This window comes from Variovorax sp. J22G73, assembly GCF_030317035.1.
In the GTDB taxonomy this organism is placed as follows: Bacteria; Pseudomonadota; Gammaproteobacteria; order Burkholderiales; family Burkholderiaceae_C; genus Variovorax.
Window position 1 is genome coordinate 316,648 of the sequence record NZ_JASZYK010000008.1, and the last position, 25,101, is coordinate 341,748.

The 25,101-nt window shown below is 67.1% G+C and carries 20 protein-coding genes and 2 pseudogenes; 16 read left to right on the forward strand and 6 right to left on the reverse strand.

Going from position 1 to position 25,101, the window contains the following annotated elements; all coding sequences use genetic code 11:
• Positions 1-200: 200 nt before the first annotated feature.
• The 5 genes from QTI51_RS26885 to QTI51_RS26905 all read left to right on the forward strand — a co-directional run bounded on the left by QTI51_RS26885 (position 201) and on the right by QTI51_RS26905 (position 6,824).
• The gene (locus tag QTI51_RS26885) at positions 201-1,694 is read left to right on the forward strand and encodes an NCS1 family nucleobase:cation symporter-1 (RefSeq protein WP_286516793.1); all 1,494 of its coding nucleotides are present in this window, start codon (positions 201-203) and stop codon (positions 1,692-1,694) included.
• Between the two features lie 23 nt (positions 1,695-1,717).
• A complete protein-coding gene (locus QTI51_RS26890; RefSeq protein WP_286516794.1) occupies positions 1,718-2,464 on the forward strand; it encodes an aspartate/glutamate racemase family protein in 747 nt (248 codons plus the stop codon).
• A 14-nt stretch (positions 2,465-2,478) separates the two neighbouring features.
• Positions 2,479-3,255 carry a GntR family transcriptional regulator gene (locus QTI51_RS26895; RefSeq protein WP_286516795.1) on the forward strand — a complete coding sequence of 259 codons (777 nt, stop codon included), beginning with the start codon at positions 2,479-2,481 and terminating at the stop codon, positions 3,253-3,255.
• Between the two features lie 133 nt (positions 3,256-3,388).
• Positions 3,389-5,173: an EAL domain-containing protein gene (locus QTI51_RS26900; RefSeq protein WP_286516797.1), complete on the forward strand. Its 1,785-nt coding sequence runs from the start codon at positions 3,389-3,391 to the stop codon at positions 5,171-5,173.
• Between the two features lie 154 nt (positions 5,174-5,327).
• A complete protein-coding gene (locus QTI51_RS26905) occupies positions 5,328-6,824 on the forward strand; it encodes a nucleobase:cation symporter-2 family protein (RefSeq protein ID WP_116912117.1) in 1,497 nt (498 codons plus the stop codon).
• 66 nt (positions 6,825-6,890) lie between these two features.
• Here QTI51_RS26905 and QTI51_RS26910 read toward each other — a convergent pair whose 3' ends face one another.
• Entirely contained in the window at positions 6,891-7,748 is an 858-nt protein-coding gene (locus QTI51_RS26910) for an aldo/keto reductase (RefSeq protein ID WP_286516799.1), read from the reverse strand.
• A 55-nt stretch (positions 7,749-7,803) separates the two neighbouring features.
• Positions 7,804-9,243, reverse strand: a complete 1,440-nt coding sequence (locus QTI51_RS26915; RefSeq protein WP_286516801.1) for a sensor histidine kinase — start codon at positions 9,241-9,243, stop codon at positions 7,804-7,806.
• A gap of 362 nt (positions 9,244-9,605) precedes the next feature.
• Between QTI51_RS26915 and QTI51_RS26920 the strand changes: the two genes are divergently transcribed.
• The 9 genes from QTI51_RS26920 to QTI51_RS26960 all read left to right on the forward strand — a co-directional run bounded on the left by QTI51_RS26920 (position 9,606) and on the right by QTI51_RS26960 (position 19,986).
• Positions 9,606-10,688: a tartrate dehydrogenase gene (locus tag QTI51_RS26920; protein ID WP_116912121.1), complete on the forward strand. Its 1,083-nt coding sequence runs from the start codon at positions 9,606-9,608 to the stop codon at positions 10,686-10,688.
• A gap of 262 nt (positions 10,689-10,950) precedes the next feature.
• Positions 10,951-11,901: an ABC transporter permease gene (locus QTI51_RS26925; protein ID WP_116912122.1), complete on the forward strand. Its 951-nt coding sequence runs from the start codon at positions 10,951-10,953 to the stop codon at positions 11,899-11,901.
• Positions 11,898-12,773 carry an ABC transporter permease gene (locus tag QTI51_RS26930; protein ID WP_286516803.1) on the forward strand — a complete coding sequence of 292 codons (876 nt, stop codon included), beginning with the start codon at positions 11,898-11,900 and terminating at the stop codon, positions 12,771-12,773. Before QTI51_RS26925 ends, QTI51_RS26930 begins: the two co-directional genes overlap by 4 nt.
• 15 nt (positions 12,774-12,788) lie before the next feature.
• Positions 12,789-13,805: an ABC transporter ATP-binding protein gene (locus QTI51_RS26935; RefSeq protein ID WP_286516804.1), complete on the forward strand. Its 1,017-nt coding sequence runs from the start codon at positions 12,789-12,791 to the stop codon at positions 13,803-13,805.
• Positions 13,802-14,629 carry an ATP-binding cassette domain-containing protein gene (locus tag QTI51_RS26940; protein ID WP_286516805.1) on the forward strand — a complete coding sequence of 276 codons (828 nt, stop codon included), beginning with the start codon at positions 13,802-13,804 and terminating at the stop codon, positions 14,627-14,629. Before QTI51_RS26935 ends, QTI51_RS26940 begins: the two co-directional genes overlap by 4 nt.
• A 52-nt stretch (positions 14,630-14,681) precedes the next feature.
• A complete protein-coding gene (locus tag QTI51_RS26945; protein ID WP_286516806.1) occupies positions 14,682-16,175 on the forward strand; it encodes an ABC transporter substrate-binding protein in 1,494 nt (497 codons plus the stop codon).
• 4 nt (positions 16,176-16,179) lie between these two features.
• Positions 16,180-17,595 (forward strand): amidase, encoded by a 1,416-nt coding sequence (locus QTI51_RS26950; RefSeq protein WP_286516807.1) that lies wholly within the window; start codon positions 16,180-16,182, stop codon positions 17,593-17,595.
• A gap of 43 nt (positions 17,596-17,638) precedes the next feature.
• Positions 17,639-19,087 carry an aldehyde dehydrogenase family protein gene (locus tag QTI51_RS26955; protein ID WP_286516809.1) on the forward strand — a complete coding sequence of 483 codons (1,449 nt, stop codon included), beginning with the start codon at positions 17,639-17,641 and terminating at the stop codon, positions 19,085-19,087.
• Positions 19,088-19,095: 8 nt separating this feature from the next.
• On the forward strand, positions 19,096-19,986 hold the full coding sequence (locus QTI51_RS26960) for an NAD(P)-dependent oxidoreductase (RefSeq protein WP_286516810.1): 891 nt from the start codon (positions 19,096-19,098) through the stop codon (positions 19,984-19,986).
• Positions 19,987-20,245: 259 nt separating this feature from the next.
• Here QTI51_RS26960 and QTI51_RS26965 read toward each other — a convergent pair.
• The 4 genes and pseudogenes from QTI51_RS26965 to QTI51_RS26980 form a co-directional block, all read right to left on the reverse strand.
• A pseudogene (locus QTI51_RS26965) lies at positions 20,246-21,118 on the reverse strand (IS66 family transposase); the annotation flags it as partial.
• Positions 21,119-21,153: 35 nt separating this feature from the next.
• On the reverse strand, positions 21,154-21,504 hold the full coding sequence (gene tnpB, locus QTI51_RS26970) for an IS66 family insertion sequence element accessory protein TnpB (protein WP_286516811.1): 351 nt from the start codon (positions 21,502-21,504) through the stop codon (positions 21,154-21,156).
• A complete protein-coding gene (locus tag QTI51_RS26975) occupies positions 21,480-21,995 on the reverse strand; it encodes a transposase (protein ID WP_286516812.1) in 516 nt (171 codons plus the stop codon). The genes tnpB and QTI51_RS26975 overlap by 25 nt, the downstream gene beginning before the upstream one ends.
• Before the next feature lie 148 nt (positions 21,996-22,143).
• Complete coding sequence (locus QTI51_RS26980) at positions 22,144-22,680, reverse strand: helix-turn-helix domain-containing protein (protein WP_286516827.1); 537 nt, start codon at positions 22,678-22,680, stop codon at positions 22,144-22,146.
• Positions 22,681-24,211: 1,531 nt separating this feature from the next.
• Here QTI51_RS26980 and QTI51_RS26990 point away from each other — a divergent pair.
• Together QTI51_RS26990 and QTI51_RS26995 are read left to right on the forward strand one after the other, a co-directional pair.
• The gene (locus QTI51_RS26990) at positions 24,212-24,349 is read left to right on the forward strand and encodes a hypothetical protein (protein WP_286516815.1); all 138 of its coding nucleotides are present in this window, start codon (positions 24,212-24,214) and stop codon (positions 24,347-24,349) included.
• Between the two features lie 262 nt (positions 24,350-24,611).
• Positions 24,612-25,101 (forward strand): annotated as a pseudogene (locus QTI51_RS26995) (IS110 family RNA-guided transposase); the annotation flags it as partial.

The window sequence follows — 25,101 nt, forward strand, 5'->3', positions numbered from 1 at the left end:
GCCTCGACGCACCTTATTTTTCCGACGCACCTTATTCAAGAGCAGCAGGCGCCCGGCAATCAGGGAATCTACGGATATATGATTCCCCGAATGGTCTTGATTGCGTGCAGTTTTTGTATACAAATAACGCACTCGAAAGACGGCGCCGAATTCGCGTCGAAACGGGTCCCGATCCCTACCTACTCGCACGAGGAAAGACCATGAGCATAGTCGTCAGCCAGGCCCCCGCGGGGGCAAGCGAAGCCGGCATTGCGCCGCACGCGGAATCGAACGCCCTCATCAAGCCCGGCTACCACCCGCGCCTGACCAACGAGGACCTCGCGCCGCTGAAGAAGCAGACCTGGGGTCAATACAACATCTTTGCGTTCTGGATGTCCGACGTGCACAGCGTGGGCGGCTACATCACCGCCGGCAGCCTGTTCGCGCTGGGGCTGTCGAGCTGGCAGGTGCTGGTGTCGCTGCTGGTGGGCATCGTGATCGTGCAGTTCTTCTGCAACCTGGTGGCCAAGCCCAGCCAGGTGACGGGCGTGCCCTACCCGGTGGTGTGCCGCGCGCCCTTCGGCGTGCTGGGCGCGAACATTCCGGCCATCATCCGCGGGCTGATCGCGGTGGCCTGGTACGGCGTGCAGACATATCTCGCCTCCGCCGCCTTCATGGTGCTGGCGCTGCACATGTTCCCGGGCCTGGCACCGTACGCCGACGTGGCGCAGCACGGCTTCGTGGGCCTGTCGACGCTGGGCTGGGTGGCGTTCATGGTCATGTGGGTGCTGCAGGCCTTCGTGTTCTGGCACGGCATGGAAGCCATCCGCAAGTTCATCGACTGGGCCGGCCCGGCCGTGTACGTGGTCATGGCGGTGCTGTGCGGCTGGCTGGTGTGGAAGGCGGGCTGGAGCAAGATCGACCTGAACCTGGGCGGCATCAAGTTCCAGGGCTGGGACGCGCTGCCGGTCATGCTCTCGGCCATTGCGCTGGTGGTGAGCTACTTCAGCGGCCCGATGCTCAACTTCGGCGACTTCTCGCGCTACGGCAAGAGCTTCGACGCGGTGAAGAAGGGCAACTTCTGGGGCCTGCCCGTCAACTTCGTCTTCTTCTCGCTGCTGACGGTCATCACCACGGCGGCCACGCTGCCTGTTTTCGGTGAACTCATCACCGACCCGGTGCACACCGTGGGCAAGATCGACAGCACCACCGCCGTGGTGCTGGGCGCGCTGACCTTCATGATCGCCACCATCGGCATCAACATCGTGGCCAACTTCGTGTCGCCAGCCTTCGATTTCTCCAACGTGGCGCCGCAGCACATCAGCTGGCGCACGGGCGGCATGATTGCTGCTGTGGGTTCGGTGTTTCTCACGCCATGGAACCTCTACAACAGCCCCGAAGTCATCCACTACACGCTGGACGTGCTGGGTTCGTTCATCGGCCCGCTGTTCGGCATCTTGATTGCCGACTACTACATCGTGCGCAAGCAGCGCATCGACGTGGACGCGCTGTACACCATGAGCCCGAAGGGCGAGTACTGGTACAGCGGCGGCTACAACCCGAAGGCGATCATGGCGCTGGTGCCGGCCGCGCTGGTGCCCATCCTCTGCGTGATGGTGCCGACGCTGCGCGGCGCCGCCAACTACGCATGGTTCATCGGCATGGGCCTGGGCTTCGTCCTGTACGTGCTGCTGAACCGCAACAACAAGCTTTGAACTGAAACAGAAAGGGCCGCCCCGTGCGCATCAAGCTCATCAACCCCAACACCACCTGGAGCATGACCGAGAAGATCGGTGCCTGCGCCCGCGCGGTGGCGCACGCCGGCACGGAAATCGTCGCGGTCAGCCCGGCCATGGGGCCGGTGTCCATCGAGAGCCACTACGACGAGGCGCTGGCCGTGCCGGGCCTGCTGCAGGAAATTGCGGCGGGCGAGCGCGACGGCGTCGACGGCTACGTGATCGCCTGCTTCGGCGACCCGGGCCTGAAGGCGGCACGCGAGCTGGCGCGCGGCCCGGTGGTGGGCATCGCCGAGGCGGCCATGCACCTGGCCAGCATGATCGGCAGCCGCTTCAGCGTGGTGACCACGCTGGGCCGCACCATCGGGCAGGCCTGGCACCTGGCCGAGATCTACGGCATGGAGCGCTTCTGCGCCAACGTGCGCGCCTGCGAGCTGCCGGTGCTCGAGCTGGAAGAACCGGGCTCCAACGCCCGCGAGCGCATCGTCGAGGAATGCCGGCGCGCGCTCGAAGAAGACGGCTCCGACTGCATCGTGCTCGGCTGCGCCGGCATGACCGACCTGTGCGCGCACATCGAAAGCGTGCTCGGCGTGCCGGTGATCGACGGCGTGGCGGCGGGCACCAAGCTGATCGAGTCGCTGGTCACGCTGCGGCTGCGCACCAGCAAGCGCGGCGAGCTCGCCCGGCCGCTGCCCAAGCGGATGATCGGTTCGCTGGAGGGCTTCACGCTCGCGCCGCCCCAGGGCTAGGCCACAATCCGCGCATGCCCCGCGCAAGTTCCAAATCTCCACTCCCTTCCGGTTCCGTCGGCCCTGGCGGCCCTACAGATGCCGCCCCGGCCGAGACCGGGGCGCCGGCCGACAGGAACACGTCCATCGAAAGCATCGCCAACGACATTGCCACGGCAATCGTCGAGAAGCGCCTGCCCCCCGGCACCTGGCTGCGCGAAGAGGCGCTGGGCCGGGTGTATTCGGTGAGCCGCACCAAGGTGCGCGCCGCGCTGCTGATGCTGTCGAAGGACAAGCTCATCGAGATGATTCCCGACAAGGGCGCCTTCGTGTGCCAACCCTCGGTGGAAGAAGCGCGCGAGGTGTTCGCGGTGCGCCGCATTCTCGAGAGCGAGGTGGTGCGCCTGTTCATCGCCGCGGCGCGGCCGCGCGACTACCAGGCGCTGGAGCAGCACATCAAGTTCGAGCGCACCGCGCTGCGCCAGTCCACCACCATGGGCACCGTGCGCGAGAAGCTGCTGGGCGACTTCCACGTGGCGCTGGCCGAGGCCACCGGCAACCACACGCTGGCCGAGCTGGTGCGCGAGCTGGTGGCGCGCAGCTCGCTGATCGCCATGCTGTACCACTCGTCGAACGACCCGCACTGCTCGTCGGACGAGCACGCCGAGTTCTTGCGCCTGTGCCGCAAGGGCGAGGTGGAAGGCGCCGTGGCCCACATGAACGAGCACCTGCTGCGCATCGAGGCCAGCCTGGCGCTGGAAACCGGCAAGCCCGACCGGCAGCTCGACCTGGTGAAGGCGCTGCTGGCCTGAGCGGCGAGCGATCCGCCCCGCGCCCAGCCGCCCTGCCCCCCAGGCCGCCACTGTCATATAACCCCGTCATGCTGCACCCCGGATGGGCCACGAGTCTTGCGCGGAACCGCCACCGTTGAACCCACTCCCCAGCATGCCCCGGCAACCTCGGCCCAGCGACGCGAACGCATCGCACCCCGCCATCCTCCCCTTCTTCCAGCCCATCGTGGACCTGCGGCAGGGCACGATCTTCGGCCACGAGGCACTCATTCGCGGCCCCGCCAGCACTGCGCTGCACCACCCCGAGGCGCTGCTGGCGCTCGCGGCCAGCGAGTCGAGGCTGACCGAGTTCGAGCTGCAGTGCGTGGAAATCGTGCTGGCCGAGTGGGGCCGCCTGAAAGCCCCTGGCCGCCTGTTCGTCAACCTGAGCCCCGACGCGCTCACCGCGGCCATGGGCGGCGTGGGCTCGGCCTGCTGGCTCGCGCGCCTGCTGGCGCAGCACGACATTCCGGCGCGCGACGTCACGGTCGAGCTCACCGAGCACCCGGCCAACGGCAACCCCGAAGCCTTGCCGCGCGCGGTGCAGGCGCTGCACGCCATGGGCGCGCGGCTGGCGCTCGACGACTTCGGCGAGGGGCATTCCAACCTGCGGCGCTGGCGCGAGCTGAAGCCCGACTTCGTGAAGCTCGACAAGCAGCTCACGCGCGGCATCGCGAGCTGCCCGCAAAGCGTGGAACTGGTACGCGCGGTGGTCGCCTTCGGCCACGCCATGGGCACCGAGCTGGTGGCCGAAGGCGTGGAAGACGCCAAGGACCTGCGCGTGCTGCGCGACCTGGGCATTGCCCACGGCCAGGGCTTCCTGCTGGGCCAGCCGGCGCCCACGCTGCAGCCGGCCCTGCCCGCGAGCGTGGCCCAGGTCATCCGCGACACGCGCATCGCGGTGATGCCGCATGCCACCCAGCCTTCGCAGCCCCACGTGCTGCGCAGCCTGTCGGTCATCCAGGCGCCCGCGCTGGCGCCGCACACGCCCATCGACGAGGTATCGGCCATCTTCCAGAAGCACCCCGAGCTGCATGCGCTCGCGGTGGTCGACCAGGGCCGGCCGGTGGCGCTCATCAACCGCCAGGCGTTCATGAACGACTACGCGCGCATGTACTTCCGCGAGGTGCACGGCAGGCGCCCCTGCCTGTCGTACGGCAACCAGTCGCCGCGCGTGGTGGAGCGGGAAGACAACGTGGAGAACCTGCTGGGCATCCTGATGTCGGAAGACCAGCGCTACCTGAGCGAAGGCTTCGTGGTCACCGAGAAGAAGCACTACGTCGGCCTGGGCACCGGCGACCAGCTGGTGCGCGCCGTGACCGAGGCGCGCATCGAGGCCGCGCGGCATGCCAACCCGCTGACCTTCCTGCCGGGGAACATTCCCGTCAACATCCACATCGGGCGGCTGCTCGACGGCGGGGCCGACTTTGTCGCCTGCTACGCCGACCTGAACAACTTCAAGGTGTTCAACGACCACTACGGCTACTGGCGCGGCGACGAAATGATCCTGCTGCTGGCGCGCACGGCCACCCGGCACGCCGACGCCCACCGCGACTTCGTGGGCCACATCGGCGGGGACGACTTCCTAATGCTGTTCCAGAGCCCCGACTGGCAGCTGCGCTGCGCCGCCGTCATCGACGACTTCAACCGCCAGGCGCGCGACCTGTATGACGACGCCGCCCGCCAGGCCGGCGGCATCGAGGGCGAAGACCGCCACGGCGTGGTGCGCTTCACCCCGTTCACCACGCTGGCCATCGGCGCGGTACGCATCCCGCCGGGCATGTTCCGCCATGCGGAAGACGTGGCCGGCCAGGCCGCCATTGCCAAGCACGAGGCCAAGCAGGCGCCTTCGGGCCTGACGGTGCGCGAGCCGCAAGCGGGGCGCCCGGGGCCGGCCTGATCCTTGCATCTCCGCGGCCGATACCGGTCGCAACGCTTCCTCGGGTTTTCCTGAAGCGATTGTGGCCATAAACTGTATACAGTTTCGCGTACACGACGTGTGGACGCGGCACCGAGCGCGCCGTCCACGCCTTCTCTCTGACTGGAGATACACGATGACGGCCGACACTTCTTCCCCTGTCCCCACGGTGCATCCGGTGGACCAGCGGCTCCCCACCGGCAAGCTCGCGGCCCTGGGCCTGCAGCACGTGCTGGTCATGTACGCGGGCGCGGTCGCGGTGCCGCTCATCGTGGGGCGCGCGCTCAAGCTCTCGCCCGACGAGGTCGCGCTGCTGATCTCGGCCGACCTGTTCTGCTGCGGCATCGCCACGCTGATCCAGGCGCTGGGCGCCACGCAGTTCTTCGGCATCAAGCTGCCCGTGATGATGGGCGTCACCTTTGCCTCCGTCGCGCCCATGGTCGCCATGGCCAACGCCAACCCCGGGCAGAACGGCGCGCAGCTGCTGTTCGGCGCCATCATCGGCGCGGGCGTGGTGTCGATGCTCATCGCGCCGCTGGTGAGCCGCATGCTGCGCTTTTTTCCGCCGGTGGTCACCGGCACCATCATCGCGGTCATCGGCATCAGCCTGATGCGCGTGGGCATCAACTGGATCTTCGGCAACCCGGTGGGCCCGACGGCGCCCGCGCTGGTCGACCCGGTGTACGCCAAGTGGCTGGCCGAAGTGACGTCGCCCGGCAGCTCCATTCCCGCGGTGCCCAAGGGCTTCGCCATCATGCCGACCGTGCCCAACCCCAAGTACGCCGACCTGTCGGGCTTCGGCGTGGCCGCGCTGGTGCTGGTGTCGATCCTGCTGATCGTCAAGTACGCCAAGGGCTTCGTCGCCAACATCTCGGTGCTGCTGGGCATCGTCATCGGCGCGGTGGTGGCTTCGGTCACGGGCCTCATGACCTACGAGAAGGTGGGCAAGGCCGCGTGGGTCGACATCGTGCTGCCCTTTCACTTCGGCATGCCGCAGTTCGACCCCATCCTCATCCTGACGATGACGCTCATCATGATCGTGGTGATGATCGAGTCGACCGGCATGTTCCTCGCGCTGGGCGAGATGACCGAGCGCAAGATCAGCCAGCAGGACCTGGCCCGCGGCCTTCGCACCGACGGCCTGGGCACGCTCATCGGCGGCATCTTCAACACCTTTCCGTACACCAGCTTTTCGCAGAACGTGGGCCTGGTGGCGGTTACCGGCATCAAGAGCCGCTACGTGTGCGTGGCCGGCGGCGTGATCCTCATCGTGCTGGGGCTGCTGCCGAAGATGGCGGCGCTGGTCGAGTCGCTGCCCACCGTGGTGCTCGGGGGCGCGGGCCTCGTCATGTTCGGCATGGTGGCCGCCACGGGCATCCGCATCTTGTCGGGCGTGGACTTCAAGACCAACCGCCACAACGCGATGATCGTCGCGGTGTCGATCGGCGTGGGCATGATCCCGCTGATCGCGCCCAACTTCAAGCAATGGATGCCGCACGCGATCCACTCGCTGATCGAGTCGGGCATTCTGCTGGCGTCGATTGCGGCGGTGCTGCTGAACCTGTTCTTGAACGGGGCGAAGCACGACGAGCAGGCTGTGATCGCGGCGGCGAAGCAGGCCGAGGCGCATTGACGAGCGACTGGGCGCCCGTCGCGGGCACCCGTCGCTCGCTCGAGACCTTGGGCGCTTGAGCGCTCGCTAGATCATCGCCAGCGGCCTCTTGCGCCGCGGCGGTGGGTGCAGGCGGTCCAGCGCTTCCAGCGTTGCCGCGTCGAGCTTCAATTCGGCTGCGGCCAGGTTCTCCTTCAGGTGCGCGCTGCGCACCGCCTTCGGGATCGCCGCCACCCCGGGCCGCGCGATCACCGCCGCCAGCGCCAGCTGCGCCGCCGTCACGCCCAGGCGCGCGGCCAGTTCCGCCAGCCCGTCGTCGTCGGCCAGCGCACCCTGGTCGATCGGGCTGTAGGCCATCAACGGCATGTCGCGCTCGCGCTGCCAGGGCAGCAGATCGAACTCGGGCCCTCGCTCCCCCAAAGACAGGTAGACCTGGTTGGCCGCGCAGCCCGGGCCGTCGCCCACGGTGCGCGCCAGCTCCTGCATGTCGTCGGTGTCGAAGTTGCTCACGCCCCAGTGCGCGATGCGTCCTTCGGCCACCAGCGACTGCATGGCCGCGACGGTGTCGCGCAGCGGGTGGTTGCCGCGCCAGTGCAGCAGGTAAAGGTCGATGGCGTCCAGCCCCAGGCGCTGCAGGCTGCGCTCGCAGGCCGCGCGCGTGCCGTTGCGGCTGGCGTTGTGCGGGTAGACCTTGCTGACGACGAAGAGCGCTTCGCGCCGCACGTCGCCCGCGCGCAGGGCCTCGCCGATGGCCTGGCCCAGCACGCTTTCCGCGCCGCCTTCGCCGTACATCTCGGCGGTGTCGATAAGCCGGTAGCCCAGCACGATGGCCTCGCGCACGGCCTTGACCTCGGCCGCGCGGCGGCCCGCGTCTTCGCCCATGCGCCAGGTGCCGAGGCCCAGGACCGGCATCTCGCCGCCGGTGGGGAGTGAGAGTGTTCGCATCGGGCCATGGTACGCACGCGCGGGGGGAGCGCAAGGCGGCACGAGCAAGGCCGCATCAACCGACAGACAACGGCAGCCGCACGGTCACGCACAAACCTCTTCCCTCACCGTTCCCCTCCCCATCCTCCAACACCACCTCGCCCCCGTGCTCCCGCAGCACCGCCCGCACGATCGCCAGCCCCAGCCCGCTGCCCGACTGCGTCTGGTCCGGGTTGCGAAAGAAGCGGTCGAACACGCGTTCGCGCAAGGCCGGCGGAATGCCCGGGCCCTGGTCCGTCACGCGCAGCACCGCCTGACCCGCTTCGCGAAAGACATGCACCGTCACCCGGCCTCCATCGGGGCTGTACTTGACGGCGTTTTCCACCACGTTGCTCACCATCGAGATCAGGCTCTCGCGCTCGCCGAACACAGGCACATCTGCCTCGCCGCCTGGATGCACGAAATCGATCGCGATGCCGCGCGCGTGCGCCAGGCTGTCGATCAGCGCGATGCGTTCGCGCACCAGCACGTCGAACGCCAGCACGACGGGTGTGGCGTCCTGCGGCATCTCGTCGCTGCGCATCAGCTGCTGCAGTTGTCCCACCAGGCGCGACGCCCGGTCGTTGCTGCGCAGCAGGTTGGCCATCAGCTCGCGCTGGCCGCGGTCGGCGGTCTGCGCCTTCAGCGCCTCGACGTTCACGCGCATGGCGTCCAGCGGGGTGCGCAGTTCGTTGGCGGCGTCGGCAATCAGCCCGCGCTCGCGCGCGTTGCGCTCGCGCAGGCTGCGCAGCAGGCCGTTGATGCCGCGCACCAGCGGCTGCAGCTCCTTGTGCGGCGGCTCGAACGACAGCGGCGACAGGTCGGCCGGGCCGCGCGCGGCGGTCTCCTGCGTCACCTGCCGCCACGGGCGCAGCGCCAGCAGCACCGACAGCCACGCCGGAAACACCAGGATCGGCAGGCTGATGCCCAGCGGCAGCAGGTAGTAGCTGCGCGTCTCGATGGTGAAGTTCAGCCGCAGAAAATCGGGCTCCGCCAGCAGCACGCGCGTGTCCAGCAGCGGCGAGCTCATGGTGCGCGCGCGCCATAGCCGGTGGCCGATGCGGATGTTCTCGATGCGCCCCGGCGCCGAGGTCTGCATCGCCGGCATGGCCTCGGTGGAGTTGTAGATCAGCCGCCCCCGCTGCCACACCTGCATCACGGGCGCCTTGTCGGTCTCGGAGTTGAAGTCGCCCGAGGTCTCGAGCAGCGCCAGGTCGAAGGCCTTGAGCGTCGCCTGCTGGCGCGCGGGGTCGTGCGCCAGGTGCTGCGCTGCCTCGATGACGCACGCAAAGACCTTGTCGTAGCGCACCAGCTCCGTCAGCTTGTTGGAGTCGTACAGGAACAGCGCCACCGTCGCGCCCCACAGCAGCGCGACCACGCCAATCTGCGCGAGCAGCAGCCGCCGCAGCAGCGAAGGCTGCAGCCAGCCTTTGGCGCGCCGGGCGATGGCCTGGGTGGCGACGGTCAGGGGGGTCATGGATCTCCGGGCGGCGAACTGGGCGCCGAACTTTGCGAGCGCGGCGGAGTATCCGCCGGGCCGCGGCGGGCAAGTTCAGCAAGCCTTCATGAACCCCGCGCTGAACCCTGCGCTCAGGCCGCCGAGCCCACGGTACGCCGGGGTTCCAAGCCTTCTAATTTGTAGAAGTCAAAGTCAGTTTCGTGACAGCCAAATTCAATGCCATCAAGCGAAAGCGGCCTTGCGAACCTTCTGATTTTGTCAATGCACCTTGGGTGCCAACCCCATCGGCCTGCTGTCGACCACATCCTAGAATTTTTGCCTGGTCCTGTCTCACGAGCGCAGGCGCCCCCACCGCAACGAATTTGGAACAGGTTGAGTCAATGCAGAAAAAGCACAGGATTGCCGTCATTCCCGGAGACGGCATCGGCGTCGAGGTCATGCCCGAAGGTTTGCGCGTGCTCGACGCGGTCGGCCGGCGCTTCGGCATCGACTTTTCGTACGACCACTTCGACTGGGGCAGCGACCACTACGTGCGCACCGGCCTGATGATGCCGGCGGACTGGGCCGACAAGATCCAGGGCCACGACGCCATCTACTTCGGTGCCGTGGGCGACCCGGCCAAGGTGCCCGACCACATCGCGGTGTGGGGCCTGCTCATCAAGATCCGCCGCGACTTCGACCAGTACGTCAACCTGCGCCCCGTGCGCCTGATGCCCGGCGTGCCCGGCCCGCTGGCGCACCGCAAGCCCGGCGACATCGACTTCCTGGTGGTGCGCGAGAACACCGAAGGCGAATACACCTCGGTGGGCGGACGCCTGTTCGAAGGCACGCCGCGCGAAATGGCCATTCAGGAAGCCGTGTTCACCCGCGTGGGCGTGGACCGCATCATCGAATACGCGTTCGAGCTCGCCAGCCGCCGCCCGCGCAAGAACCTGGTGGCCGCCACCAAGTCGAACGGCATCTCGATCACCATGCCCTACTGGGACGAGCGCCTCGCGGAAATCGCCAAGCGCCACCCGGACATCGCCACGAGCAAGTACCACATCGACATCCTGTGCGCGCACTTCGTGCAGCACCCCGACTGGTTCGACGTGGTGGTGGCCTCCAACCTGTTCGGCGACATCCTGTCGGACCTGGGCCCGGCCTGTACCGGGACCATCGGCATCGCGCCGTCGGCCAACCTGAACCCCGAGCGCAAGTTCCCCTCGCTGTTCGAGCCGGTGCACGGCTCGGCGCCCGACATCGCGGGCAAGGGCATCGCCAACCCCATCGGCCAGATCTGGTCGGCCGCGCTGATGCTCGACCACCTGGGCAACAACGACCCGGTGTACGCGCAAGCCTCGGCCGCCGTCATCTCGGCCATCGAGACCGTGCTGAGCGAAGGTCCGCGCACGCGGGACATGGGCGGTACGGCCAACACCGTGGACGTGGGGCGTGCCATTGCCGAATGCATTTCGGCATGAAGCCTTTTTTGGCGTGTGCTGTTTGTCGTGAGCCGCGTCGTTCGGGGCGCGGTCGTTGGTCGTGGCGGTCGCCGATCGCGGTCCACTCGCAGCGTGCCCGGGTGAACAGGGCGCCGGGTGCTTCCCGCAGCGAAATCAAGGAGGAGGCGAAGCCGGGGGACATTCGCGGAGGGAAGTACCCGGCGGCCTGTTCACACGCCCTGAACATCAACGTCAAAAACGCCTGCCCCTCGAATCCCAACGCACAGCGGAGTCACTGACCATGGGCCTGTTCCTGCTGAAGCGCACGCTGACATTGCTCGGCACGCTGGTCGGCGCATCGATCATCGTTTTCCTCGTCCTCGAGATCCTGCCCGGCAATGCCGCGCAGATGCTCATGGGACCCGACGCCTCCCCCGAAGCCGTGGCCGCCCTGGCCACGAAGCTCGGCCTCGACCTGCCGGCATGGACACGCTACTGGCACTGGATCGGCGGCCTGCTCACCGGCAACCTGGGTGACAGCTATGCCTACAGCTCGCCGGTGCTCGACCTGATCCTGGAACGCCTGGCGCTGACGGTGCCACTCGCCATGCTCGCCATGGCCTTCACGGTGGTCATCGCGCTGCTCGTCGGCGTGACAGCCGCTGCGCGCCACAACAAGCTGGGCGACGTCGGCCTCATGGGTGCGGCGCAGATCGGCATCGCCATTCCGAATTTCTGGTTCGCGATCCTGCTGATCCTCGTGTTCTCAGTGAAGCTGCAATGGTTCTCCGCTGGAGGCTTCGAGGGCTGGGGCGAAGGCTTCTTCGCGGGCGTCAAGTCGCTGCTGCTGCCGGCCTTGTCGCTGGCCGTGGTGCAAGCGGCCATCCTGGCCCGCATCACGCGCTCGGCGGTGCTCGAGGTGATGCGCGAGGACTTCGTGCGCACCGCGCGCGCCAAGGGCGTGTCGCAGCGCATGGTGCTGTGGACCCACGTGCTGCGCAACGCGATGATTCCGGTCATCACCGTCATGGGCATGCAGTTTTCCGAACTGCTGGCCGGCACCATCGTGGTGGAGAACGTGTTCTACCTGCCAGGGCTGGGCCGCCTCATCTTCCAGGCCATCAGCAACCGCGACCTGATCGTGGTGCGCAACTGCGTGATGCTGCTCGCGGCCATGGTGGTCATCGTGAATTTCGTGGTCGACGTGCTCTACGCCGTGATCGACCCGCGCATCAAGGCCAGCGACATATGAACGCCATCACCGCACCGAGCGCCGCCGCGCTCAAGGTCCCGGGCTTCTGGCGCCGGGCGCTGCACCACCGCAGCTTCGTCATCGGCGCCGTGCTCGCCGCCCTGCTGCTGCTCGCGGCCCTCGTCTCCTTCGTGTGGACGCCGTGGTCGCCCTACGCGATGGACATGGCCAACAAGATGCAGGCGCCGTCGGCCTCGCACTGGCTGGGCACCGACGCCTTCGGGCGCGACGTGGCTTCGCTGCTGCTGGTGGGTGCGCGCGCGTCCATCCTGGTCGGCGTGATCGCGGTGGGCATCGGCCTGGTCGTCGGCACCGCGCTGGGCCTGCTCGCGGCCGCCAAGCGCGGCTGGGTCGAGGAAGCGGTGATGCGCCTGTCGGACTTCACGCTCGCCTTCCCGGCCATTCTCTCGGCCATCATGATGACGGCGGTGTTCGGCGCGGGCATCGTCAACGCCATCGTGGCCATCGGCATCTACAACATTCCGACCTTCGCGCGCATCACGCGCGCCTCGGCCAACGCCATCTGGTCGCGCGAGTACGTGGCCGCCGCGCGCGCCTGCGGCAAGGGCGGCTTCGCCATCACCATGCAGCACGTGCTGCCGAACATCTCGGCCGTGCTGATCGTGCAGATCACCATCCGCTTCGCCATCGCGATCCTGGCCGAGGCCGCGCTGTCTTACCTGGGCCTGGGCACGCAGCCGCCACAACCTTCGTGGGGCCGCATGCTCAGCGAAGCGCAGACGCTCATGTTCCAGCAGCCGCTGCTGGCCGTGTTCCCCGGCATGGCGATCGCGCTGGCCGTGCTCGGCCTGAACATGCTGGGCGACGGCCTGCGCGACCTGCTCGACCCCCGCCTTGCCCGCGCGCGCTAAGACCACGAGAACAAGATGCCCCTCCTCGAAGTCAACAACCTCCAGATCGGCCTGCAAACGCAGCGCGGTCCGGCGCAGGCCGTACGCGGCATCTCGTTCTCGCTGGAGCGCGGCGAAACGCTGGGCATCGTCGGCGAATCGGGCTGCGGCAAGTCGATCACCGTGATGTCGCTCATGGGCCTCTTGCCCTCCAGCGCGAAGGTCACCGGCAGCATCAAGCTCGACGGGCAAGAGCTGGTCGGCCTGCCCGAGAAGCAGATGTGCCAGGTGCGCGGCAACCGCATCGGCATGATCTTCCAGGAGCCGATGACGGCGCTGAACCCGGTGCACACCATCGCGCGCCAGGTCGGCGAGCCGCTGCAGCTGCACCGCGGGCTCAGCAAGGCGCAGGCGCGCAAGGAGGCGCTGGACCTGCTCGACCGCGTGGGCATTCCCGACGCGGCCTCGCGGCTCGATGCGTATCCGCACCAGTTCTCCGGCGGCCAGCGCCAGCGCATCGGCATCGCCATGGCGCTGGCCTGCGGCCCCGACCTGCTGATTGCCGACGAGCCGACCACGGCCCTCGACGTGACCATCCAGAAGCAGGTGCTCGACCTGATCCAGGGGCTGGTCAAGGAGATGGGCATGGCGCTGATCCTGATCTCGCACGACCTGGGCGTGATCGCCAACAGCGTGCAGCGCATGCTCGTGATGTACGGCGGCAGCGCCGTGGAGAGCGGGCCGACCGGCACGGTCTTCGCGGGCCGCGCCCACCCCTACACGCGCGGCCTGTTCGCGGCGCGGCCCGCGCTGGGTGCCGTTCGCGCCGGGCGGCTGCCCACCATTCGCGGCAGCGTGCCCGAGCTGGTCGACATGCCGCGCGGCTGCGCCTTCGCGGGGCGCTGCGCCCACACCATCGAGCTGTGCCACGGCACGCGGCCGCAAGCCACGCTGCTGCCGAACGACCACACGGTGCGCTGCCTGCGGCTGGGTGAAATCGCCGCGCTGGAGGCCCATGCCGCCAAGGCCACCACCACGGTTCTCTCCGCATGAGCCAGCCTTCCATCAACGCTCTCGCTCCCGGCCAGCCCCTGCTGTCCGTGAACAACCTTTACCGCCACTACGCGCTGCCGCGCGAAAAGCTCTTCGGCCCGCCACCGACCGTCAAGGCGCTCAACGGCGTCAGCTTCGACGTGCAAGCGGGCCAGAGCGTGGGCATCGTCGGTGAATCGGGCTCGGGCAAGTCGACCATCGCACGCCTCGTGATGGCGCTGGACACGCCCACCTCGGGCAGCGTCTCGCTCGAAGGCCGCGACCTGCACACGCTGTCGAAGAGCGAGCTGCGCACCGCGCGGCGCGACTTCCAGATGGTGTTCCAGGACCCGTACGGCTCGCTCGATCCGCGCCAGACCGTGGCGCGCATCGTGGCCGAGCCGCTCGAGGCGCTGGCCGAAACCAGCCGCGCCGAACAACGCGAGCGTGCTTCGGAAGCGCTGGCCGCCGTCGGCCTGCGCACCACCGACATGGACAAGTACCCGCACGAGTTCTCGGGCGGGCAACGCCAGCGCATCGCGATTGCGCGCGCGCTCATCACGCGGCCCAAGCTCATCGTCGCCGACGAGCCGGTCAGCGCGCTCGACGTGTCGGTGCAGGCGCAGGTGCTCAACCTCATGCAGGACCTGCAGCAGCAGTTCGGCATCAGCTACCTGCTCATCAGCCACGACCTCGCGGTGGTCAACCACCTGTGCGACGAGGTGTGCGTGGTGTTCAAGGGCCGCATCGTGGAGCGCGGCCGGCCCGCCGACCTGTTCGCCCATGCGCAGCACGAGTACACGCGCACGCTGCTGTCGGCCGTGCTGCACACGCCGTCGCGCTAGGCGGGCGTTTTCTTCGTTCTTCCTTTTCCACCTCACTTCCAGGACCTATCGAATGTTGAAGCGACGCACACTCATGACCTCGGCCATGGCCGCGGCAATTCCGGGTGTCTTCCTGCCCGAGGCGCGCGCGCAAGCGGGCAAGCACACGCTGACCATCGGCATGCCGCTGGAGCCGCCGGGCCTGGACCCGACCACGGGCGCGGCGTCGGCCATTGCCGAGATCACGCAATACAACATCTTCGAGACGCTCACCAAGGTCAACGCCGACGGCTCGGTCACGCCGATGCTGGCCGAGAGCTGGTCGTCGTCGCCCGACATGAAGACCTTCGTCTTCAAGCTGCGCAAGAACGTGCGCTTTGAAAACGGCCAGCCCTTCAACGCGTCGGTGGTGAAGTTCTCTTTCGACCGCGCGGGCGGCACCAAGAGCACCAACAAGGACAAGCGCTTCTTCAGCGAAGTCGGCACCGTGGTGCTCGACGAGTTCACGGTGGGCGTGAACAGCACGCTGCCCAACCCCGACCTGCCCTTCATGCTGGGCCAGTCGACCGCCTGCCTGGTCGAGCCCAAGAGCGCCGACACCAACGCCACCGCGCCGGTGGGCACCGGCCCGTACAAGCTCTCGGCCTGGCAGCGCGGCGCCTCGTGCACCCTGGTGAAGTCGCCGACCTTTCGCGACCCGGGGCTGGCGAAGACCGAGCGCTTCGTGTTCCGCTTCATGTCGGACACCGCGGCGCAGACCGCGGCGCTGATGGCCGGCGACATCGACATCTTTCCGCGCGCGGGCACGCGCTCGGTGGCGCAGTTCAAGGGCAACGCGCGCTTCCAGGTCATCGAGGTGGGCACGCGCGGCAAGGTGATTTTGACGATCAACAACCGCAAGAAGCCGCTGGACGACGTGCGCGTGCGCCGCGCCATCCTGGCGGCCATCGACCGCAACGCGATCATCCAGGGCGCGGCCGACGGCTTCGGCAAGCCCATTGGCAGCCACTACGCGATGGGCGCGCCGGGCTTCGTCGACACCACGGCCATGAACCCCTTCGACATCGAGAAGGCCAAGAAGCTGCTGGCCGAGGCCGGCGTGAAAACGCCGCTGGAACTGCGCCTGCAGCTGCCCCCACCCTCGTACGCACGCCAGGGCGGCGAGATGATCGCGGCGCAGCTCGCGCAGATCGGCATCGTCGTGAAGATCCAGAACGTGGAATGGGCCCAGTGGCTCAACAGCACCTTCGGCGGCGCGCACGACTTCGACCTGACCATGGTCGCGCACGTGGAGCCCTTCGACCTGGTGAAGTACACCGAGGCCGACTACTACTGGGGCTACGACTCGAAGAAGTTCCGCGACCTGTTCGTCTCCATCCAGAACGAAGAGAACAAGAAGCGCCGCGCCGACCTGCTGGCCGACGCGCAGCGCCTGCTGGCCACCGACGCGGTCAACGGCTTCCTGTACCAGGCCGTGTTCCCGACCATCGCCCGCAAGGAAGTGAAGGGCCTGTGGCCGAGCATGCCGATCGTGGTGAACGACCTGGCCGCCATCTCCTGGAGCTGAAGCAATGACACAAGCCACGTCTTCGAAGCCGTTGTATTCCCTGAGCGTGCAGGAACTGCACGCCGCCTACGCCGCCAAGGAACTGTCGCCCGTGGAAGTGGCGCGCTCGGTCAACGAGCGCATTGCCGCCTACGAGCCCGAGCTGCGCGCCACCTGGCTGTTTCGCCCCGAGCTCGCGCTGGAGCAGGCGCGCGCCTCCGAAGCGCGCTGGCTGGCCGGCACGCCGCGCGGCACGCTCGACGGCGTGCCCGTGACCATCAAGGACAACCTTGCGACCGAGGGCGACCCCATGCCGCTGGGCACCGCCGCCTACGACCTGGTGCCGATGGCGCAAGACTCGCCCCCCGCCGCGCGCCTGAAGCAAGACGGCACGGTGCTGGTCGCCAAGACCACCATGCCCGACCTGGGCATGCTGTCGTCGGGCCTGTCGAGCTTTCATGAACTCTCGCGCAACCCGTGGGACCTGTCGCGCACACCCGGCGGCTCCAGCGCCGGCGCCGGCGCCGCGGCCGCCGCGGGCTATGGCCCGCTGCACGTGGGCACCGACATCGGCGGCTCGCTGCGCCTGCCGGCGAGCTGGTGCGGCATCTACACGCTCAAGCCCAGCTTCGGGCGCATTCCGCTGAGCACGCCCTACATGGGCCGCTGCGCCGGCCCGATGACGCGCACCGTGGCCGACTCGGCACTGATGATGGCCTCGGTCGCGCAGCCCGACGACCGCGACTATTCGGAACTGCCCGCGCCCGCCATCGACTGGAGCGCCTTCGAGGTCGACCCGTCGTTCATCAAGGGCAAGCGCGTGGCGCTGCACATGGACGCGGGCTGCGGCCTGCCGCTGGACCCGCAGATTGCCGCGGCCGTTCGCCTGGCCGCGAAACGCATCGAGGCGGCGGGCGCGCACATCGAAGAAATCCCGGCCTTCATGACGCCCAAGATGCTGCAGGGCATGGACCACTTCTGGCGCATGCGCTCGTGCCTCGACATGCAGGCCATGACGCCGGAGCAGCGCGCGAAGATCCTGCCCTACATCCGCGAGTGGGCCGAGAGCGCGGCCGGCTTCTCGGGCGCGCACATCTTCGACGCCTACAGCCAGTTCATCGCCACGCGCGCCACCACCGTGGCCGCCACCAAGGCCTACGACTTCGTGCTGTCGCCGGTGTCGCCGAACCTGCCCGCGCCCGCCGACCACGCCTCGCCCACCAACGACCCGATGCGCCCGCTGGAGCACATCGGCTTCACGGTGCCGTACAACATGTCGGAGCAGCCGGCCGCGTCCATCAACTGCGGCTACTCGGCCGAGGGCCTGCCCATTGGCCTGCAGATTGCCGGGCGCCGCTTCGACGACCTGGGCGTGCTGCAGTTCAGCCGCGCGTTCGAGCAGATCCGCGACGCGCAAAGACCCTGGCCGGAACCGAAATGACAGGACGGCGTCCAATGACGCCGACCCCAAGGAGACACCTCACATGACCGCAACCCACTACATCGACGGCCGCCGCGTGGCGTCCGAAGGCAACGCCACCATCGACGTGATCGACCCGAGCGACGGCCAGAAGTTCGGCGAGATCGCGCGCGGCACGGCCGCCGACATCGACACCGCCGTGCGCGCCGCGCGCCAGGCCATCGGCGACAACTTCGACGGCCCCTGGGGCGCCACCACCGCGCTGGAGCGCGGCCGGCTGCTGGCCAAGCTAGGCGCCGCCGTGATGGCGAACCACGAAGAACTGGCCCAGCTCGAAGCACGCGACACCGGCAAGGCCCTGCGCGTGGCGCGCAACGACGCCACCGCGCTGGCCCGCTACATGGAGTACTACGCCGGTGCCTGCGACAAGCTGCACGGCGACACCCTGCCCTACGAGCGCGGCTACACCGTGCTGACCGTGCGCAACCCGCACGGCGTGACGGGCCACATCGTGCCCTGGAACTACCCGATGCAGATCGCGGGCCGCAGCGTGGGCGCCGCCCTGGCCGCGGGCAACGCCTGCGTGGTGAAGCCGGCCGAAGACGCCAGCCTGTCGCTGCTGCGGCTGGCCGAGATTGCGACCGAGGTGGGCTTTCCGGCCGGTGCGCTGAACGTGGTGACGGGCTACGGCAAGGAAGCCGGCGCGGCGCTGTGCGCGCACAAGGGCATCGACCACATCTCGTTCACGGGCTCGACCATGACGGGCCGCAGCGTGGGCCTGGCCGCGGCCGAGCGCCACTGCCCGGTGACGCTGGAGCTGGGCGGCAAGTCGCCGCAGATCGTGTTCGCCGACGCCGACCTGGACGCGGCCGAGCCGGTGCTGGTGAACGCCATCATCCAGAACGCCGGGCAGACCTGCTCGGCGGGCAGCCGCGTGCTGGTGGAGCAGTCGATCTACGAAGAAGTGGTGCAGCGCCTGGCCAAGCGTTTTGCGAACGTGAAGGCGGGCACGCCGGCGGAAGACCTGGACATGGGCCCGCTCATCAACGAAAAGCAGTTCCGCCAGGTGCGCGACATGGTCGCCACCGCCGAGGCCAGCGGCCTGAAGGTGGCGGCGCGCGGCACGGTGTCGCCCAACGCGTCGGCCACCGGCTTCTACCAGGAGGCCGTGCTGTTCCGCGACGTGCCGCACGACAGCGAGCTGGCGCAGCGCGAGGTCTTCGGCCCGGTGCTGGCGGTGATGCCGTTCAGGGACGAGGCCGAGGCCGTGCGCCTGGCCAACGGCACGGACTTCGGCCTGGTGGCCGGCGTGTGGACGCGCGACGGCGGCCGCCAGCTGCGCATGGCGCACAAGCTGCATTGCGGCCAGGTCTTCGTGAACAATTACGGTGCGGCGGGCGGCGTGGAGCTGCCCTTCGGCGGCGTCAAATCGAGCGGCTTCGGCCGCGAGAAGGGCTTTGAGGCCCTGCTCGGTTTCACGACCCTCAAGACCATTGCAATCAAGCACGGATGACAGACACCATGACCACCACTGAACAACAAACCCCGCGCAAGGTCGGCCTTGTCGGCGTCGGCCTGATGGGCCACGGCATTGCCAGCAACATCGTCAAGCACGGCCACCACCTCACGGTGCTGGAGCACGCGGGCAACCAGCCCATCGACGGGCTGCTGAAGGCCGGCGCCACGTCGATGGCCGACGTGGCCGCGCTGGCGGCGCAGGTCGACGTGCTGATCCTGTGCGTGACGGGCACGCCGCAAGTGGAAGCGGTGATGCTGGGCGACAAGGGCGCGCTGAGCACGTTGCGCGCGGGGACGGTGGTGATCGATTGCTCGACGGCGGTGCCCGCCTCCACCGCCAAGGTGGCCGAAGCGGTGAGCGCCAAGGGCGGAAAATTTCTCGATGCGCCGATGACGCGCACCGCGAAGGAAGCCGCCGAGGGCCGGTTGAACCTGCTGGTGGGTGGCGACGCGGACGTGCTCGACTCGTGCCTGCCGCTGCTGCGCTGCTTTGCCGAGAACATCACGCACGTGGGCGGCACGGGCGCGGGCCATGCGATGAAACTGCTGCACAATTTCGTGTCGCTGGGCACTGTCGCGCTGCTGTGCGAAGCGGCTGCGTGCGCCGAGCGCGCGGGGGTGAAGCCCGACGTGTTCGTCGAAGTGCTGGCCAAGGGCGGCGGCAACGGCGTGGCGCTGGAACGCGTGAAGCCCAAGCTGCTGACGGGTGGCACCGATTCGCTGAAGTTCTCGATGGCGAATGCGAAGAAGGACCTGGGGTACTACAACGACATGGCGGAGCAGTCTGCTTCGAGCCATGGCATTGCGCAGGCTGTGGATGCGCTGCTGACGCAAGGGGTCGAGAAGTTTGGTGGGGACCGGATGGTTCTCGACTTGGTCGAAGCGCTGCGCTGATTTTCCCCCCCTGTGCATCGCCGCTCTGTTCAGGGCGCGTGCAGAGGACGCCGCGTACTTCTCTCCGCGAATGTCCCCCGGCCTGCGGCCTCCTCCTTGTAAGCGCGCAATAAACCACGCCCTTGCGCGTGGTGGCAGAACCGAGATACGCGGGGCGATCTACAGTGCGCCCAACTCGATGTTCCAGGGCGTCAGCGCCTCGTAGTCATCGACCGTCTGCGCCAGCGGCAGCTTCTTGAACAGCGCGACGAGGTAGCGGGTAGCGCGAACGCAGTCGCAGCGGCGTGCAGGCGTCCAGCCTTTGGCCAAGGCCTCTGCGCGGTACAGCTTGCCGATGAGCCGTACGAACCGGCTCGCGAGCTGGTTGGGCGAGCGGGCTGCCTTCGGTATAGATTCCTCAGCCTTGATGAACGGCCGGCGGGCGTGGACCCATCACCCGAGATGCGTGAGACCACCGACCTTTGCGATGCCGTTGTAGACCTCGTAGCCGTCAGTGACGAGCGTCGTGCCGGGACGGATGCCGGCATACAGCTTCTCGGCGTGCACGGCGCCGCGTCCCGGCGCATAGGCGAACAGCCGCACCGGTGGACCCGTGCCATTCATCTGCGCCCACATGAAGCTCTTCGTCTGTGCCTTGCGCCCAGGCTCCTTCAGTACCTGGACCGTGGTCTCGTCGGACACGCACCTGCTCGGGGATGACGTCCATCTGCTCGCTGACCTCGGCACCGATCTCCACCAGCGCGTGCCCATCGTGTGCGCATACGCGCTCGTCCTCGGGCAACTCGTGGCGAACGATCTCGCGCGGCAGCGCAGGGTCCAGCGGCTTGCGTCCACGCTGTTTGCGCTGATGGCCGGCAACCGGCGTCGACTCCTCTTCGTCTATGTCTTCGACTTCGGCCTGCAGTGTCTTGCCGCTGGGGGCGAGTGCCTCTGCCTCGTTGAGGAACAGGTCCTTCTGATCGGTGCCGCGGGCTTCGCTCTTGGCCGCGAACAGCTGGCGCTGCAGCGACCTCAGTCGCTCCAGTGCGAGGTCACGCTCGGTGGTCGCCACCCGCAGCGCTCCGGCCAGCGCATCGCGCTCGGCAATGAGCGCGGCGAGTTCTTCAGCGGTGATGGTGGCGGGCGGCGACACGCCAGCTTAGATCGGCATACGCCATCATTTTTCCTTCATGCCACGCTGGAATAGCGTAGACGAGAGTGGCGTTGCACCACCGCGATGTCGATGCCCTCGAGCAACCAGTGCAGCTGTTCGGCCGTCAGCGTGGGAAGCACATCGGCCGAGGGCCAGATGAACCTGTCCTTCTCCAAGCGCTTGAGCAACAGCCAGAAGCCGTTGCGCTCCCAACCCAGGATCTTCACCCGGTCGCGCCGGCGGTTGCTGAACACGTACGCGCACGAGGCGAACGGGTCTAGGCCCAGGGCCTGCTCCACCAGCACGGCCAGGCCATTGATGCTCAGGCGGAAGTCCACGGGCTCGCGGTGCAGGTAGACCTTCAGCCCTTCGTCGAAGCGGAACATGGAAGTCGGCTCAACATCTGCACCAGCGTCGGCAATTGCTGCAAGCTCGTCTCGCCGAGATCGAGCTGCACGCCGTTGGGCAGGCGCACCTGCAACCCGACCATCGGGGTCGGTGCCGTCAAGGAGTTCTCATTCGGGATCACCGCCACTGCCGTAGCGGGTGCGTGGGCCATCGCGGGCGACGCCACTGCACACTCGCGCTGAGGCAGATCTTGGTCACCCTCTACGTGTACAGCAACGAATGCCGCATCGTGCGTTCGCGCGATGTCACCAGTCGGCACCTGCGCACTTCGCCGCTGGTAAGCCGTGATCCACGTCCTCAGAAGGTTTGTGTTGACACCGTGCTCCATCGCCATGCGTGCCACCCACACTCCCTGCTTGAGGCAGGCAACGATCAATTCCTTCTTGGCAGCTTCGTCGTAGACGCCGCGACCGTCACGCTTGCGCCCCACAATCAATCGGCTTCTCAACTCTGCGTACTGCTCTGTCATCTCTACATGTCCATGTTGCTCTACATGGGCACGTAGCCTCACAGCTCATCGTTCACTCAACAAGGGCGTGGTTAACTGACCGCGTACCAACAAGGCGCACCTCCAGTTCTGCCACATCCGCTAGATTGCCCCGACGACCAGCAGGGCGTCACTCCCGAAGCGTGAACACGACCGAAAGGTACGACACCGGTCGCGCGTGGATGACCTCGATCCCGTGCAAGGCCGTCGCATCGAAGATGAGCGAATCCCCTGCTCTCGCCACGACGGTCTTGGCGCCGTAACGGTACGTGACCTCGCCCGACAGAAAGTGGAGGAACTTGAGCCCCGGATGCTGGAATGTCACATACGGCTGCGCCTCGGGCAGCAAAGTCACCAGGTAAGGCTCGACAAACAGGTTGCCCGACAGCGAATGGCCTAACAGCTCATATCGGTAGTCCGCCACTGCACCGATGCGGTCGACCACGAGCCCACGACCCGCAGGCACATGGCAGAAGTCGGTCCGGCGCGCTTGGTCGCCGAAGAAGCGAGACACCGGCACGTGCAGCCCACTTGCGAGGCGGTCCAGCGTCTCCACCGAAGGCGACACCAGACCGCGCTCGATGCGCGAGAGCATCGAGCGGGACACCCCGGCGACCGATGCCAAGTCACCCCCCGAGGTGCCAGCAGCCATGCGCAGCGCCCTCACCTGCGCACCGATGCGAGACGCAGATTCGCTACGAGCAACCGCCGAAGGCCGGCGAGGCACCACGCGCGCTACTGAGACCGGCACCTTCAGAGGGCGGGCGACCGGCAGCGGTGAAGCAAACTGTCTATAAACCATGGATCGATCCAGGATGCAGAACGGTCGACTGGCACCTGAGGAACTCGCCAGACGGCTCCCAGCGAGGTGCATTAATTCGTCATATACTTTGTAGCTCTATGCCATTCTATATGTGGCAATCGACCGGTGCCAAGCCGCCGTGTCCCTGCAGTTCTACCGCCCGATTTTCCGCGTGCCTTTCGGACCGCGCGGGTCGCTGTCGGGATTCCGCAAGAGGCGTTTGACACGGTTTCGTCGCGCACTTATGTGAGCATTCTCGAGAGGGGCGTAAACGTGCCCACTCTCACAAAAATCGATGCGCTGGTTCGGGTTTTGGGTCTCCACCCACTGACAGTTCTGACGCTCGCGTACGCAAATTCGCCTTGCGCGGAAGAAATACAAGCGCTTCAGGCTCATGTCGCCGCAGAGATTGAAAGTCTTGGCCTTTCGAACTTCTCTCCTGCCTCATTGCCAAGAGGCAAGCCTCGTCGCCGCGAATGAACAGTGGAGCAGGGCTGGCACAGGCCATCAGCCAGTCGCTTGCTTGAGAACAATGTGTCGTGGACGGATGCAAGAGACCTCTGCAGATACGAGCAGGGTGTTAGATTTCGCCGATCGCTGCCCCCAAGCGGCGCAACTTCGGGCGATAGGCAACGACGTAAAAGTGCGGTTCGTTGCGGCGCAGAAGCGAAACCTAGCTCGAAAGTAGCGTCGCTAGCCCAGTTTCACCGTGGGACGTTGCTGATGGCACGGGCCAGGCGCAATACATCGACCTGCAGACGGCCAATGGGCCGACGTCGATCGCAGCGGTGATTGACGGTGCGACGTTCGAAGTGCACATCGATCACCTGGACGCGCCGCGCAAGCTCACGATGGCGAAATGCAACAGGCAAACGTTCCTTCATCCACCTTGCCGATCCCGTCTATGGGAGGCCGAGCTCTCTGCCACCTTATCTGCAACTGGCGAAGGCGACTTTGGTCAATCACCCGATGGCCACAGCGAACGGACGCCAACGGAGCGCAGCATTCGTCGGGCTGAACTACGTCATGCGACCAACTGTGCTCGCCGCGTGAGCCTTCGATTTGCCCGGCGCGCGAGGCGCGATAAACGCGATGTTCGAGCAAGACATAGCGGCGGATTCCGCCTACAGGTTCCATTTCGAGGCTCTCGAAAAAAGATCCCAAATGAGATCGAGAATGAAAAAACTATTTCGCAAAGCCCTGTTCGATTCCGTCGCGGCCAAGCTGGTCAAGTCAGAAGACAACATCCGCTGTCCGTCACAGGTCCGTGGGTGCTTCGTTAAGGGCACACGAGTCCACACGAAGGACGGGCTCAAGTCTATCGAGCAGGTTCAGGTTGACGACTATGTGCTCTCCAGCCCCGACGCTCTTTGCAGCGCTGCACACTGCGGATTCCATGGACGAACTGAAGGAGCGTTTCGCGGCGTCGGGAACTCTGTGTGCTTGGCGGCAGCCGAGCGAGTCGCTGATGGGAGCCAAGCTGCTCGGCGGCGCGATGATGCTCCGCGGCCTGCGGGAGATTGCGCGCGAATAGACGGGCTACTTTGCGCATTGTGAGGCGACACGGCAATCTGCCCGCTGACGACATGAGCAATTGACCCCCTCATGGCAGGAGGCCAAGATCGAAGGCAACGTTTTCGACCAAGCTCCACGATCCGAACGGATCGATTGGAGGCAGGCCATGCAGAAACCGGAGGACATGGATGCGAGGCTCAAGCTGCCATCGCGCTGTGAACCGTCAATGCCCGGGCGAGCCAAGACGCGTTCGCCACCACGTGCTTCTGGCGCCGAAGGGCATCAAGAGCGTGGAGCAGCAAAGCATGCTGTGCATTCACCGCCTGCGCAAGGGCTTCAAGGAGGAACGCGTGGCCTGCATCAATCGCATCCGAGGGCTGCTTGCGGAGTTCGGACTGGTGTTCCCCCAAAAACCTGAGGTGTTGCGCCAGGCCCTGCCCGACGCCATGGAAGACGCCAGCAACGAGCTCGGCAGCCTCGCCCGGTTGGCGCTGCAACGGGCCTACGCGCAGTGGCAGGAACTCGACGAGCACATGCGTTGGTGCGACCAGCGTATCGCCGCACACGGCAAGGCCAGCGAGCAGGTGCGCCAGGCCGAGCAGCTCATGGGCGTAGGGCCGGTCACGGCCTCTGCCGTGGTGGCCACCGTGGGTGACTTCAAGCAATTCAAGAACGGTGCGCAATTCGGCGCCTGGCTGGGCCTGACCCCGCGGCAGAACTCCAGCGGGGGCAAGAACAACCTGGGCCACATCACCAAGCGAGGCGACATGT